The sequence below is a fragment of the Pseudomonas sp. S2_A02 genome, assembly GCF_054668495.1.
This window is the reverse complement of the sequence record NZ_CP162776.1, coordinates 1,000,606-1,014,442: the sequence shown is the minus strand read 5'-3', so window position 1 is coordinate 1,014,442 and position 13,837 is coordinate 1,000,606. Positions and strand designations below refer to the sequence as shown.

General features: G+C 56.8%; 15 protein-coding genes and 2 pseudogenes. 14 read left to right on the top strand and 3 right to left on the bottom strand.

All coding sequences use genetic code 11. The annotated features are described in order from the left end of the window. The first annotated feature begins 8 nt into the window (after positions 1 to 8). The 10 genes and pseudogenes from AB4O41_RS04385 (at position 9) to AB4O41_RS04340 (ending at position 7,897) form a co-directional block, all read left to right on the top strand. Positions 9 to 1,292, top strand: coding sequence for an NAD(P)/FAD-dependent oxidoreductase (locus tag AB4O41_RS04385; protein WP_460146443.1), 1,284 nt, complete (start codon positions 9 to 11; stop codon positions 1,290 to 1,292). A 364-nt stretch (positions 1,293 to 1,656) separates the two neighbouring features. Next, positions 1,657 to 2,205: a cupin domain-containing protein gene (locus AB4O41_RS04380; RefSeq protein WP_008011722.1), complete on the top strand. Its 549-nt coding sequence runs from the start codon at positions 1,657 to 1,659 to the stop codon at positions 2,203 to 2,205. A 78-nt stretch (positions 2,206 to 2,283) separates the two neighbouring features. Next, positions 2,284 to 2,730, top strand: a complete 447-nt coding sequence (locus tag AB4O41_RS04375; RefSeq protein ID WP_460146442.1) for an NUDIX hydrolase — start codon at positions 2,284 to 2,286, stop codon at positions 2,728 to 2,730. Between the two features lie 256 nt (positions 2,731 to 2,986). After that, a pseudogene (locus AB4O41_RS04370) lies at positions 2,987 to 3,448 on the top strand (GNAT family N-acetyltransferase); the annotation flags it as partial. Positions 3,449 to 3,623: 175 nt separating this feature from the next. Next, entirely contained in the window at positions 3,624 to 4,619 is a 996-nt protein-coding gene (locus tag AB4O41_RS04365) for an L-tyrosine/L-tryptophan isonitrile synthase family protein (protein WP_460146441.1), read from the top strand. Beyond that, the gene (locus tag AB4O41_RS04360) at positions 4,619 to 5,335 is read left to right on the top strand and encodes an HAD family hydrolase (RefSeq protein WP_460146440.1); all 717 of its coding nucleotides are present in this window, start codon (positions 4,619 to 4,621) and stop codon (positions 5,333 to 5,335) included. The genes AB4O41_RS04365 and AB4O41_RS04360 overlap by 1 nt, the downstream gene beginning before the upstream one ends. Before the next feature lie 35 nt (positions 5,336 to 5,370). Continuing rightward, positions 5,371 to 6,198 (top strand): annotated as a pseudogene (locus tag AB4O41_RS04355) (L-tyrosine/L-tryptophan isonitrile synthase family protein); the annotation flags it as partial. Positions 6,199 to 6,673: 475 nt separating this feature from the next. Beyond that, on the top strand, positions 6,674 to 7,132 hold the full coding sequence (locus AB4O41_RS04350; RefSeq protein WP_460146439.1) for a TauD/TfdA family dioxygenase: 459 nt from the start codon (positions 6,674 to 6,676) through the stop codon (positions 7,130 to 7,132). Positions 7,133 to 7,292: 160 nt separating this feature from the next. Then, on the top strand, positions 7,293 to 7,586 hold the full coding sequence (locus tag AB4O41_RS04345; RefSeq protein ID WP_460146438.1) for a type II toxin-antitoxin system RelE/ParE family toxin: 294 nt from the start codon (positions 7,293 to 7,295) through the stop codon (positions 7,584 to 7,586). A gap of 2 nt (positions 7,587 to 7,588) precedes the next feature. Further along, positions 7,589 to 7,897, top strand: coding sequence for an addiction module antidote protein (locus AB4O41_RS04340; RefSeq protein ID WP_460146437.1), 309 nt, complete (start codon positions 7,589 to 7,591; stop codon positions 7,895 to 7,897). A 101-nt stretch (positions 7,898 to 7,998) separates the two neighbouring features. Here the strand turns inward: AB4O41_RS04340 and AB4O41_RS04335 are convergent, their stop codons facing one another. After that, complete coding sequence (locus tag AB4O41_RS04335) at positions 7,999 to 8,283, bottom strand: fructose-bisphosphate aldolase (protein WP_460146436.1); 285 nt, start codon at positions 8,281 to 8,283, stop codon at positions 7,999 to 8,001. 577 nt (positions 8,284 to 8,860) lie between these two features. Here AB4O41_RS04335 and AB4O41_RS04330 point away from each other — a divergent pair. Further along, a complete protein-coding gene (locus tag AB4O41_RS04330) occupies positions 8,861 to 9,283 on the top strand; it encodes an HD domain-containing protein (protein ID WP_460146435.1) in 423 nt (140 codons plus the stop codon). Positions 9,284 to 9,348: 65 nt separating this feature from the next. Here the strand turns inward: AB4O41_RS04330 and AB4O41_RS04325 are convergent, their stop codons facing one another. Continuing rightward, positions 9,349 to 9,918 (bottom strand): NADPH-dependent FMN reductase, encoded by a 570-nt coding sequence (locus AB4O41_RS04325; protein WP_460146434.1) that lies wholly within the window; start codon positions 9,916 to 9,918, stop codon positions 9,349 to 9,351. Positions 9,919 to 10,382: 464 nt separating this feature from the next. Between AB4O41_RS04325 and AB4O41_RS04320 the strand changes: the two genes are divergently transcribed. The 3 genes from AB4O41_RS04320 (at position 10,383) to AB4O41_RS04310 (ending at position 12,557) form a co-directional block, all read left to right on the top strand. Beyond that, the gene (locus AB4O41_RS04320) at positions 10,383 to 11,660 is read left to right on the top strand and encodes a sugar MFS transporter (RefSeq protein ID WP_460146433.1); all 1,278 of its coding nucleotides are present in this window, start codon (positions 10,383 to 10,385) and stop codon (positions 11,658 to 11,660) included. 194 nt (positions 11,661 to 11,854) lie between these two features. Then, positions 11,855 to 12,208, top strand: coding sequence for a methyltransferase family protein (locus tag AB4O41_RS04315; protein WP_460146432.1), 354 nt, complete (start codon positions 11,855 to 11,857; stop codon positions 12,206 to 12,208). A gap of 145 nt (positions 12,209 to 12,353) precedes the next feature. Then, positions 12,354 to 12,557: a hypothetical protein gene (locus tag AB4O41_RS04310; RefSeq protein ID WP_460146431.1), complete on the top strand. Its 204-nt coding sequence runs from the start codon at positions 12,354 to 12,356 to the stop codon at positions 12,555 to 12,557. Positions 12,558 to 12,963: 406 nt separating this feature from the next. Here the strand turns inward: AB4O41_RS04310 and AB4O41_RS04305 are convergent, their stop codons facing one another. After that, a complete protein-coding gene (locus AB4O41_RS04305) occupies positions 12,964 to 13,797 on the bottom strand; it encodes an NAD(P)H-dependent oxidoreductase (RefSeq protein ID WP_460146430.1) in 834 nt (277 codons plus the stop codon). Positions 13,798 to 13,837 lie beyond the last annotated feature (40 nt).

The following is a 13,837-nucleotide window of genomic DNA, read 5'->3' as shown; positions in this document are numbered from 1 at the left end:
AGAAACGTATGAAACAGACTCATGTAAACAGCTACTACGCCGCGACTCGTAATCAGATCGGTGATTACCCGGTTCTTGAAGAATTGGTGGAGTGCGACGTCTGCGTGATCGGCGCCGGCTACACCGGTCTGTCCTCGGCGCTGTTCCTCAGCGAAGCGGGCTACAGCGTCACCGTACTGGAAGCCGCCAAAGTCGGCTTCGGCGCCAGTGGTCGCAATGGCGGCCAACTGGTCAACTCCTACAGCCGCGACGTCGATGTGATCGAAGAACGCTACGGCGACAAAACCGCCGAAGTGCTCGGCAGCATGATGTTTGAAGGCGCCGACATCATCCGTTCGCGCATCAAAGAGTACGACATCAAATGCGACTACCGTCCCGGCGGCATCTTCGCAGCGCTGAACAAAAAGCAACTCAACGGCCTGGCCGAGCAAAAGAGCAGTTGGGAGCGCTACGGCAACAAAAAACTGAGAATGCTCGACGCCGCTGAGATCAAGCGCGAAGTCGGTTGCGACAACTACGTCGGCGGGCTGCTCGACATGCAGGGCGGCCACGTCCACCCGCTGAACCTGGCCCTTGGTGAAGCCGCCGCGATCATCAGCCTGGGCGGCAAAATCTACGAACAATCCGCCGCCGTGGAAATCAGCTATGGCGAACCGATCACCGTGCGTACCGCCAAAGGCGTGGTGCGGGCCAAGTACCTGTTGATCGCCGGCAACGCCTACCTGCCTCAAGACCTGGACAATCGCGTCACGCGCAAAAGCATGCCCTGCGGTTCGCAAATCGTCGTCACCGAGCCATTGTCCGAACAGGTTGCGCGCAGCCTGATCAAAAACAACTACTGCGTCGAAGACTGCAACTACCTGCTCGACTATTACCGCCTCACCGCCGACAACCGCCTGCTGTACGGCGGCGGCGTGGTCTACGGCGCTCGCGAGCCGGACGACATCGAGCAACTGATCAAACCAAAAATCCTCAAGACTTTCCCGCAACTCAAAGACGTGAAAATCGACTACCGCTGGACCGGCAACTTCCTGCTGACCATGTCACGCATGCCGCAATTCGGCCGCATCGAAAAGAACGCCTATTACATGCAAGGCTACAGCGGCCACGGTGTCACCTGCTCACACCTGGCCGGCAAGCTCATCTCGGAAATGATCCGCGGCGACGCCGAACGCTTCGACGCCTTCGCCTCCCTGCCACACATGCCCATGCTCGGCGGCCGCACCTTCCAGGCCCCGCTCACCGCCATGGGCGCTGCGTATTACGCGCTACGCGACCGGTTCGGCATCTAAGCCAAACCTTACCGGCGGCCATCCCAAAAATGTGCCGCCGGACCAATGCCAGTCATGGCAGGGCACCGCAACCCCTGTGGGAGCGGGCTTGCCCGCGATGAGGCCAGCACAGTCAACATTGATGTCACCTGACACACCGCCATCGCGGGCAAGCCCGCTCCCACAGGTTTCGTACATGGGCGGACGACTATCATTCACCTATTTGATTTATCTGCCATTTATCGAACCTGCTGAGCGACACCAACAAACGTGATTTAATACCCGCCTTTCACGGTTCCGGGACGGGAAACGGCGTAATCCGCGGCCACCAGTCGCCCGCCACCCACCCCCATTACCCCTTAGGTATTCTTCGCATAAGGCTGTCATGGACACGGGCTCACGACTCAAATTAGTACGCGAAAGCTACAAACTGTCCCAGCGCGAGCTGGCCCGGCGTAGCGGCGTCACCAATGCCACCATTTCCCTGATCGAACAGAATCGCGTCAGTCCTTCCGTCAGCTCCCTGAAAAAACTGCTCGAAGGCATCCCCATGTCCTTGGCGGACTTCTTCACCTTCGACCAACCGCCGCGTGAGCATCAGTACGTGTTCCGCGCCAATGAGCAGCCAGATCTCGGGCGCCATGGGCTGCGGTTGTTGCTGATTGGCGCTTCGGTGCCGAGTCGGCAGATGCGGTTGTTGCGCGAGCAGTACGCGCCTGGGGCCAGCTCTGGTGAAGAACCCATCGTGCATGCTGAAGGGGAGGAGTGTGGGCTCGTAACCCGTGGCACGGTTGAGCTCACCGTTGATGGTCAGATTAGTGTGCTGAATGCCGGGGATGGGTATTACTTTCCGACGACGCTACCGCATCGGTTTCGCAATATTGGGGCGGATGAGGCGGAAATCATCAGCGCCAACACTCCGGCTAACTTCTGATATCGATAGCGAACAACAAACCTGTAGCAGCCATCGGTAGCTGCTACGGGTTTTTTCAAAGTAAATGGACTTCACCTCATGACCACACAACGCATCCGCCCCCTCGCACTCTGTGTCTTCCATCACAACGGAAAAATTCTGGTCAACGAAGCTTACGACTCAGTAAAAAAACAGACGTTTTTCCGCCCGGTCGGTGGAGGCATCGAGTTCGGCGAAACCAGTGTCCAGGCAGTTGTGCGAGAGGTACAAGAGGAACTCGGGTTATCCATCTCTGATGTTCGCTTACTCGGTACGCTTGAGAGCATCTTCACTTATGCCGGCACTCCAGGGCATGAAATTGTTCAGGTGTACGATGCAAAATTTGTGGATGCGAGCGTCTACGAATTGCCGCAGTTGAAGGCGTGTGAGAGTGACGGCACGGCCTTCATAGCGAAATGGCATGGCGTCGCAAGCTTCACTAATGGGTCACCTTTGGTTCCAGATGGACTTTACGAACTACTGAAGAAAGTCGCATTGCTGGATTGATATCTGAAGCAGCAAAGGAGTGACTTGAGGGGACTTCTCCTGGTCCTTCCGCTCCACGATTGACAACCCGAATCATCCAAAACACTATCGGCCCATGACCTACACACGCCACATGAACATAATGTGCACCTCCATGACCGCTTCCGGCGGGCCATGAGGTCATGCGTTCGTAGAATTTGACGTAATCACCCAAGGCCCCGCCAGAAATGGACGGGGCTTTTAGTTCTCCGTCTACCGATGGCTAACGGAGAATGAAATGTTCGAGATTAGACGCGCCACGCACAGCGATGCCCAAACGGCATTCGACATTCGCCTTCAAGCGATACGGCATCAATGCATCGGCGCCTATACCACGGAGCAAATGCTGGCCTGGACGGCAGGATCAGCCAAGGACGGGTATAGCGACCTGATGGATAAACACTTTTATCTGGGCTGTATTCAGGGTGAGCCGGTGGCGACAGGAATGCTTGATCTGGAGAGGAGCGAAATCGGCGCGATTTTCGTGCTCCCAAGCTTTATGCAACAAGGCATTGGCTTGAGAATCCTGGACTACCTTGAATGCCTGGCGCGGGATTCGGGGCTGAGGGAAGTCAATTTGGACGCCACGTTGAACGCCACTGACTTTTACCGGCGCTGCGGTTTCGTGGGTGACAAATCTGCTATTTACCATTCGCCCTCCGGGCTTCAGCTGGCTTGTGTGCCGATGGTGAAAGCGCTAGACAGGATTGATAGCTTCACCGACGGCAGACCTGGAGGAGTTCGTGCAGCCCGCAATATTCCTGATTGCCACGATTGACAGCCCTCACGACTTGTAGGAATTTAGCCGCCCGCAGGTAAGGAATATCTGCTGACGGCCAAAAAATGGCCGTTATTCACCACACAAGGGATTGTCTATGCAAGGTTCAAACACCGTTGCTCAACAGGTGTGCGGTCAGCTGGTGCACGAGCATCAGAACACCCCACACATGAACATTGCCGAGCAAATCCTCGAATGCCTGTTTCGGCGTCGTAGCCTTGCCCCAGGGCAGGATTCCGAGCTTTCATTGCAGGTATTGGAACCCCATCTGGCGAAGGTAATGCAAGCGGTCGAGAACGGTCGCCAGATTGAAATGGTCTTGCCAGCGTTCCCAGGCAAATCACCCAGCCGCAAGAAAACCCTCAGCCATCTACCCGATCTTGCTGAACATCACGCAATCGACGAGTTGTATCGCCTGTGCAAGGAGATCCAGGAGATCTACGCACCGGGCGCGCTGATTCATATCTGCTCCGATGGCTATGTGTTCTCTGACCTGGTGCATGTTCCCGATGCGGACGTCAAAGCCTACACCGACGCTATCCAGGACTACGCCGAACAGCACTATCCCGGCACGTTCGCCCATTTCGACCTCAGGGATGCCTATCCTCCACTTGATTGTCTGGACGCCATGCGTGAGGAGATGATGATCGAGCACGGCCAGTCATTGGTCTTGTTGCAGCAGCGTTTCAAGGATGATCCGCACATGATGTTGATGTACTGCGGTATCCATCGCTTCCTTTCCGAGGATTACTCGGGCCTCAAAGTATTCGCCGGCATGAGCCTTAATGCGGTGAAGAAAGTCGCCAAGCCGGCCTCGCAGCGGGTGATCCAGCGCAGTGAAGCCTGGAGTGCTCTGTTACAGGCGCGCTACCCACATTGCCTGCGCCTGTCGATTCACCCGCAACTGGCGGTGTCGACGAAGATCGGTATCCGGTTGGTGCCAACCAGTGACCTGTGGCGTACGCCCTGGCATTCGGTGGCCATCAATCGACGGGGTGTGGTCACCCTCGAAAAACGCAGCAATGTCGATGAACGTTACCACCGCTTGGTGTTCCGCAAGGGGCGTCCTTGTCACTACGCCAGTGCTCAATAATGGCGTCTCGGTTGCGGGTCGAAGCCGTACTCTTCGATCTGGATGGAACCTTGGTCGACACCTTGCCTGACATCACCTGGTGCCTGAACCAGGTATTGCTCGAACACGGTTGCCCGGCGCAGACAGCGCAAACAGTGCAGGGTTATATCGGCGGCGGGGTCACAGCGATGATCGAGCAGCTTGCCACGCAGTTCGGCATAGCCGATGCGGTCGCGCTGCACCAGCGCTATGTGACGCTCTACCAAAGCAACCTTGTTCAATTTTCCCGGCCCTTCAGCGGTGTGCTTGCCTTGCTTGAAGGTTGTCGGCAATTGCAAGTGCCGCTGGCAATCGTGACCAACAAAGCCGAGGAAATGGCCCTGCAAGTAGCCGATGCGCTGCTTCCACAGAATACCTTCGGGACGATTCTGGGGCATCGCGCGGGCAGGGCGCTCAAACCTCAGCCGGAGGTGGCATGGGAAGCTGCCCGGCGATTGTCGGTTGATCCGCAACGCTGTTTGTTCGTCGGTGACACCGAGATCGATCTGAAGACCGCCCGTGCTGCAGGCATGTACTCGGCGGCGGTCACCTGGGGATATGGCATGACCTCAACATTGCAGGCCCAAGCCCCGAACTTCTACTGCGAACAGCCAGCCGGATTGCTGCGCAATCTGCAGCAAGTCTGCGCAACAGCGCATGCATTCACCGAACATGGCGACACTGTTAAATCGTATTGATACACACACACTCTCTCTCTCAAGGAAGTTGTTCTATGGAACATAGAGACGCATGGATCGCTGCTGTCAGCGATTTGCTCGCGGGTTATCTGCTCAAAGACACGGATGATTGTTTCGAAGCACAAGGCCGAGCGCATCTCGCGCTACGCCTGGGACACTGCTTCGATCAGAGCCTGCCAGTGCGCCTGGTACTGCCAGGCTTTCCCTGCAAGTCGCCAAACGCCATCGACCAGACCTTCGGCGTGCTGCCGGACTACGGCGAAGTAATCGCCATCGAGCGCCTCGACCAGCTCGGCCAGGCCATCGCTGCGTTGCATGCACCGGGCTGTGTGGTGTCGATCCTTAGTGACGGCACGACCTTCAATGACATCGTTGGCGTTGCCGACGATGTTCGCGTCGCCTACAACCGGGCGTTGCGTGAACTGTGCACCACCCACACGATTCAGTGGGTCAGCATGGAAGACCTGTTCCCACAGGCCCAAAGTGCCGAGTCGGTTCGCGCCAGCCTGGTCAAGCAGGCCCGTCTGCCCTGGAAAAACCTTGGAGATCTGATCGAGAAGAGCCGCGAAGATGAATCCCTCAGCCAGGCCCATGACCACCTCTGCAGTCACCTCTACAACGATCTGCGACTGTGCCGGGAAGAAGGGCAGAGCGAGGATGAGTACCTGCAGCAAATCAATTTCAAAGCCTACCAAATGATGTATCGCGGGCAGGCATTGAATGCGGCAGTGGATCGTTTCTTCGGCGATGACATTCGCTTGTCGGTCCACCAGTACAGCAATGCCGGACCCAAGTTCACCTTCGGATTGGCAGAGGGGCTGACCCGTGTTTACAGCCCTTGGCATGCCGTGCCGGTGTGCAACCTCGATGGCAGCCAAACCCTTCGCACCCGCGCCCAGGTCGACCTCGACCACCACGTGTTGGTCACCTATGACGGGCGACCATGGCTCTACCACCAAACAGAAAACCCACACGCGCAAGGCTTCGAGTACGAACTGCAAAAGCTTCCGCTCTTTGGCCTGGTCGTGCGAGACCCATTGGGGTTGGGTTTCGAACGACTGTCCACCGGCCTGCTGGAGGCATTGGTGGAAACCTTCGGTTTCGTCTGCCTCAAGGGCTCTCGTTTCGACGATCAGGACAGTTTTGCTCGCAGCTGCGAACGCTTCGGCACGCTGTACGAATGGGCCTTTGGCGCCGTGCACGTGGTCAAACCTGCGGACAAACCCCAAGGCGTGGTGCACTCGCTAGAGAAAACGCCTTTGCACTGGGACCTGAACATGCTGCCCGACAGCGACGCACAGGTTCAGCGCAATCCGGAAATTCTGCGCCAGCAAATTCATGCTGTATTGCAAGACCGCGCCGCAACCGGGCGAGGGCCAGACCACCATCGTCGACAGCCGAAACGTACTGCGCAAAGTCGGGCAGCAAGTCGCCCGACAATGGCAGAACGTGAACATCACCTACTACACCAAAATGACCTACTTCGGTGGCTCCCCGCGCATGTACAGCCTGGTGGATCATCACCCCCGCAGCGGCGAACTCATCCTGCGCTACCAAGAGGGCACCGACTCGACACTGCAGACGCTTAGCCAGGCTGTGCAGGACCATGACGAAGAGGCTCAACAGGCGCTGCTCGAACAGGTCAACGCGCTGGTTTATGACCCGGAGTGTTTGATTGCTCATCAATGGAGTGAAGGGGATTTGGTGCTGATCGACAACTATCGGACGTTGCATGGGCGGTTGCCGATGTCGGCGGGTTCTTCGTCGCGGGAGTTGTGGCGGGTGCAGGTTTACTGATTGCTGTTGTCTGGAAGGCCCTGGCGACGGGGCCTTGCGAGAAGTCTCGAATCATCAGTAACCGTTTCGTCATGCTGCCTACACAATTCAGGGAAAAATATACACAGGACTAGAGAATGACCTGACTGCTCGTCTGTATTCACATGGATACAGTCGAGCAATGAATTATCTTATTCAGCAAACCACCATCTTCGTGGCATGGCATGCCTCGATTCGCGACTTGCGGGCCAAGGTTGCAATCGCTCGTCGCATTGACCGTGCCTCTGCGGGTAATCTAGGCGATATCAAGCCGGTAGGTGATGGTGTCTCCGAAATGCGCGTGGATGTCGGCGCTGGCTATCGGGTTTACTTCATCATGAGAAATGGCGTAGTCATCGTTTTGCTGGCCGGTGGTGACAAGTCTTCGCAAAACACCGATATCCGACGGGCGAAAAAATTGGCAAGGGAGGTTTAAACATGGGCCACACGTTGACTACCTTCGACATGGCGGCACTGCTCGACAGTGACGAAGCCATCAGCGAGTACCTCTCTCAGGTACTGGCAGACGGCGACAACGAAGAATTTCTTCGTGCTATCGGCTACGTGGTAAAGGCCCGTGGCATGACACAAATTGCCAAAGATTCCGGAATGGGCCGCGAAAGCCTGTACAAGGCTTTCGCGCCAGGCGCGAAACCACGTTTTGATACGGTTCTAAAGGTCATCCATGCCCTTGGCATTGATCTCTGCGCACAACCGGGACATGCGGTAAATCACTCGATTCCCTGAGAGTGTCCGTAGCTGTTTACCTTACTGGGAAAACGGAAAAAAGGTGACGGGAAAAAGGTGACAGATCTATTTAAACAAATAGATCTGTCACCTTTTTGATTTTACGGCGTATCAAACCCACGCTGCTCAATCACCCGAAACACATCGCTCACATCCTGGACCTTGATCCGGGCGATGTTGGTGACGGTGTTGATGTCGTACTCGGCGTAGTCGGGCAGGCTGGTGCAGGCCATGAGGTTGAGGTATTTGAGGACGGCGCTGAGTCGTTCGCTGAGGCAGTTGTGGAGTTCGCGCAGTGGAGCGTCGGCGTCGATGAGGAGGACGGGGTGGTCGGTGGCGAAGTGGGACATTGGGGTGTAGTGGCGGAGCGGGTTTTTCATTGTCATAAGGATGGTCCTATCGTGAAAAACGTAGTGCCACTGTTCTGCTGCGAAACAAATAGGTGGCAGCTGTGAGCGGGTTCGCAGACCGAGGACAAGACCAACCCGGCAGACCCGAAGGTCTCCCACACACAGCCGCCATAAAACGTAATGCTGGCGAAGTTTGCCAGAATTGTTGTTTGACAGTGTTAGGTCATTTCCCTCAGGGCTGCGAAACCCTATCGCTAACTGCGGTTAGCGACAGACCCACTCTAGGCAGCGATTTTGATAGCCGCAACCGGGCTGTAGGACCACACGCGGTCACTTTGGGGGGCTTGTCGGAACGCCGCATCGCCCCGTTCGGTGGCGCAGCCGCCGCAAAATGGGGTGTTGCGGTGTGTCTGAAGAAACGGGCTAGCAGGATCTGGGGCCGCTTCGCAGCCCAACGAGGGCAAGCCCCCTCACCACAAAGGGCAAATTCCTACGAAATTCTCAGACTTCAAAATCCTGGCCGCGGCTTCATCAAACGATCACGATTGCGGGTTGTTTCAAGCGCAACATTCATTTCACCAGCCGTTACGGCGTTTAACCCGAGGAGAATCCCATGAGTCAGACACTGGAACGCGCCATTGCCATTGCCGCTGCGGCGCATGAGGGGCAGGTGGACAAGGGCGGCGCGCCTTACATCCTGCATCCGCTGAAAGTCATGCTGCGGGTGAGCACTCTGGATGAGCGCATCGTCGCCGTGCTGCATGACGTGGTCGAGGACTGCGGCATCAGCTTCGACGATCTGCGTAACGAAGGCTTCAGCGAAACAGTGCTGATGGCAATTGCGTCGGTGACCAAGGTTCCGGATGAGTCCTACGAGGAGTTTGTCGAGCGCGTGGCGCAGAACCCGATCGGGCGGGTGGTGAAGCTGGCGGATCTGGAAGAGAACAGCGACTTGTCGCGGATTGCCCAGCCGTCCTGGGAGGATCTGGAGCGCGTTGAGAAATATCGGCGAGCGATAGGGGTGTTGCGTTCGTAGCGAGTGGGTTGAGAGTTCGGAGTCCATCAAGCGATACCCACCCACCGCCGCCCAAACGCTTATTACTATCGACTTAACTGGCGGAATCTCTGTGAAGATAGCCCGCTTTTTTTGCCATCGATTTGCTGCTTGAATGCTTCAAGTGCGGAAACAATCAGTGGGCGGATCGTTGGATCATTTGCGATGGTCTCTGCACTCAATTCCGTGGAAAGCAAATTTACGGATATTGATGCTTCCTCCACGATACAAGCCGACATTGTTTCCAGAACCAGCCGCAGTGCCGCCTGCGCATGCGAAGCCCGAGGTGAAGCGTTGAAAAGAGCAACGGGTTTGCCTGGGAACTCCTCAGAGCTAACGAGCCAGTCCAGCATATTCTTGAATGAGCCGGGAATTCCGCGAGCGTACTCAGGGCAAGAGATTAGAACGCCGTCCGCTTGGGCGATACTGAAGCGTAAGCCCATGATGGATTCAGGAGGAGTTTCCGTGAAGTCCGGGTTGAAATGAGGTAACTGGCCAACCTCGTGATAATGCGCTATCGACAGCCCTTTGGGACAGAGAACCTCAGCTGCACGCAATAGCACTGAGTTGGAGGAGGCCTCGCGAAGACTCCCTGAAACTGCAAGCAAACGCACCATGTCAACACTCTCCCTGATTTGTAGGGCGGGGAGTGTCGCATGAGGGCCACTTACTGCACCATCATTGGCCCTACCACCGGAGTCAAACCCTATGCCCTGGTTTCGCAGGGATGACCAGATGGCTTTGCCAGACGCGTACCCAGCAAATAACCAGTTCGAGCGTCCAAGTACCCACGGCCCTGCTGCAGCCCAAATGAGCGAATTTACCCCTTATCTCGGCATAACCCCCAAGAGATCCAGCGGCTTGCCAAACGAAAAGTCAGGCACTAAGGTAGCGCCCTCTAACGACTGGCCCCGGACTTTGGGTGAGCGGTAACGGCTACAGACAAAAAATCAGATGGCAGCGCACCCTCCTTTGGCGAGTACTTCACCGCACAAAGATAGCGCTGTCTCACTATCAAGGTGCCTGAGACTCGATAGAGTTTTCCTTGAAAGTAACAATCACAAGAAAGAGGAAGCCCGTGATGACTAACGCTAGTGCTAGCGCGACTGTCACCAACAGTTTGGCAACACCCCACACCCAACGGATGAGCACCTACGTGTTCGCGCTGTTTTTCATCCTCGGCAGCATCACCAGCCTTAACGATGTCCTGGTGCCAAAACTCAAGCACCTCTTCAGCCTCAGCTATACCGAGGCCATGCTTGTGCAGTCGTCATTCTTTTTTGCCTATTTCATTTTCGCCATACCCGCAGGCCTGCTCATTTCGCGAATCGGCTACATGAGAGCGGCCGTCCTCGGGTTGCTGCTGATGGCTGGTGGATGCCTGCTCTTCATTCCCGCCACCCAGTCCGCATTGTTTCCAGCCTTCCTCGGCGCCCTCTTTGTGCTTGCGATTGGCGTGACAACCGTTCAGGTCGTTGCGAACCCGCTGCTTTCACTACTCGGAACCGCCGCAATGGCCCCTAGCCGCCTCACCCTCGGCCATGCGTTCAATTCGCTGGGAACCACGGTCGCACCCTACCTGGGTGCCATACTGATCCTGGGCTCCCTTAATGCGGTAGATACTTCCGCATTGTCGCCAGCAGAACTGACGTCCTTCCTGTCGCAGGAAGCCAGCGTGATCAGCAACACCTATGCAAGCATTACGCTCTTCATCTGCATCGTCGCCTTGATCGTCTGGCTGAAAAGAAATGAGCTGCAACCGTCAACAAGACCTGAACGTCTCAATCCACTCGCTGCGCTCGACCTTCTAAAGCAGCCGCGCTTTGCACTCGGCACCGTCTGCATATTTCTCTATGTCGGCGCCGAAGTCACGATTGGCAGCCTCATCACCGACTACCTCATGCTGCCGACAACCCTGGCCCTTCCCGCCGAAGCCGCAGGCAAGCATGTTGCCTTCTATTGGGGTGGCGCCCTGGTTGGCCGCTTTATCGGCTCGGCGCTGATGCGCACTTTCGCGCCCGGGAAACTGCTGGCCTTTGCCGCCACGGCAGTCATTGTGCTGTTGACGATCTCTGCCACCACACAAGGCGTTGTTGCCGGATGGTCGCTGCTGGCCGTCGGGCTGTTCAACTCCATCATGTTTCCGACGATCTTTACCCTTGCGACCGCAGGGCTCGGTCATCGCGCGGCGGAAGGTTCGGGCCTGTTCTGTTGCGCCATTGTTGGCGGGGCATTTATTCCGCCATTGACAGGGTATGCGGCCGACCTCTCGACGCTCGCGATGGCATTGAGCGTGCCAGCGACCTGTTATGCCGGCATCGCAATCTACGGTTGGTATGCCCGCGCTCCGAAGCACTAGCATTCCCTTGCCTTTTACCCATTGTCTCGAGAATGTTGGCGTTCCGGCTCGGAGAGGAACTCATCACTACCGATGGACCTGAGCCAAGAAGGCGGAATCGTGCCGCGCTCATATTGCCGACGATGACGGCGGTCCTGCCGGTCGCGGCGATCGATGTCGGGCGTTTCCATTGGTCGGCGGTACCGGGCTGGTTGGTGCTAGGCGGCTACATCGCTGTGCTGGCGGGCATCGCGGTAACAGGCTGGGCGCCGGCAGTGAAGCCGTTCTTCGAACCAGGTGTGCGCATCCAGGCCGAGCGGCATCAGCGCGTGATCGATAGCGGCCCTTACCGTGTCGTGCGTCACCCCGGGTACATCGCCGCACTGTTCCTGTTCTTCGGCATGGCCCTTGCGCTGGGTTCGTTCTGGGCACTGGTGCCCGCCGCGCTGGCGTCGGCGTTACTCGTCTTGCGCACGGCATGGGAGGACCAGCTGTTGCGGTCTGAGCTTGCAGGGTATGACGATTACACCCGTCGAGTACGGTGGAGATTGGTCCCCGGCCTCTGGTGAAGGCCAGGGTTGGATAGTGGTTTCCGAGCGGGAGGAGAGGAGCGCGCCAAGGCTGGCCGCCCCTTCATGACTTCACACACTGGGCCGGCAAAAAACAACGCTTTTGCTCGCCTGTTACGTTCATAGTCAGGTCGAGGAGAACAGCATGAAATCCCGGATCATTGGGCTGCGAGTGGCCGGCACCTTCTACGCACTGATGGCCTTGGCGCAACTGGGGCGCCTGATTATTCGCCCTGAGGTTCTCGTTGATGGGTATCCCATGCCCCTGTGGCCAAGCGTGCTCGCCTTGGTATTGCTCGTGGTATTGAGTGTCTGGATGTGGTCGCTCACACAGTCGCGAGCAGAGTGAGGCTGACTCAGCCGAACAGCTCCACAAAGGCGTAATGGAGTCCGTCTTGCCGCGTTAGTATTTTTCCATTCTGCAGTCATTCCCCTAGAAAAGAATCGGTCTAAAAAGCCCGACCCAGGCTTCGAACGATTTGCTATTCTGAAGTTGTAGGTGAAGACGCAGACTGATGCGCAAAGGGATAGCGAGGAAGCGTGGGGCGCGCTCCCAAGGGTACACGGTTAGAAAGATCTCCGCGCTGAGATCCAGCCCTTATGCCGTGTGAGGCAGAACAGCCGAAAGCAACAATTTTCTGTTCTGTGAGAGGCCCGATAAACCTTGTAAGCCAGAGACCAGCGCTGGCCACCTACATCGATTCCAAAGCCCGCCTTGTGCGGGCTTTTTCGTATTTGCGGGTAGCCAGTTTGTTCTACATGGCGTTCACTTTTGCGAATGACTCGCGCACGCCTGGTTCATCGCGTTCCGCCTGTCTGAGGTGAGCCGCAAAGCCAGACTGATCCGAAGCAATCTCGGCGCGCAACGTGAGTTGCGGGATGTCATACGCCCCGGCATTCTGCGGTCGGAAAGGAATCGGCGCGGTCCTCCCTAGGTCATCAAATCGTTGTCCGAGGGCGTCGCAGGTCGTTGAAAATTTCGCCTCATCCATTCGGCCGGTCCGATAGATCACGAACGGTGGCAGCACGTCGAAACCGGGGTAAAACAGGATTCCATGCTGAATGGGGAATAGCAGATCATCGATGGGTCCATTAATGCCCCGCGGGCTGTAATGAGACTCCCATCCGCCCGCAGTGACGATCAGCATCGCCCGTTTGCCCGCCAGCGTCCCTTCTCCATAGCGGTTACCCCAGCGCGCATCGGAATGCTCTCCTACGCCATAGGCAAACCCATGGGCATAAACGCGTTCCACCCAGCCTTTGAGGATCGCCGGCATCGAAAACCACCACAGCGGAAACTGCAGAATGACGGCATCGGCCCAGAGCAGTTTTTCCTGTTCGAGGACGATGTCCTGGCTTTGTCGGCCTTCTTCGAAGGCATGTTTGGAGTCCAGCGAAGGATTGAACCGCGATTCGGCTGGCCGGCCGGGGCTGTCATCGGCGTCCAGTGAGGCTTTCCAGTCCATCGCGTATAGATCGGAGACCTGCACTTGGTGGCCGGCAGCTTCCAGGTGTTTGACGGCAAAATCTTTGAGCGAACCATTCAATGATTTGGGTCCGGGATGAGCATAAACGAGCAGAACTTTCATGGCTGAGTCTCCGGTGTCAGGAGCCAGCAGAATCAGACTT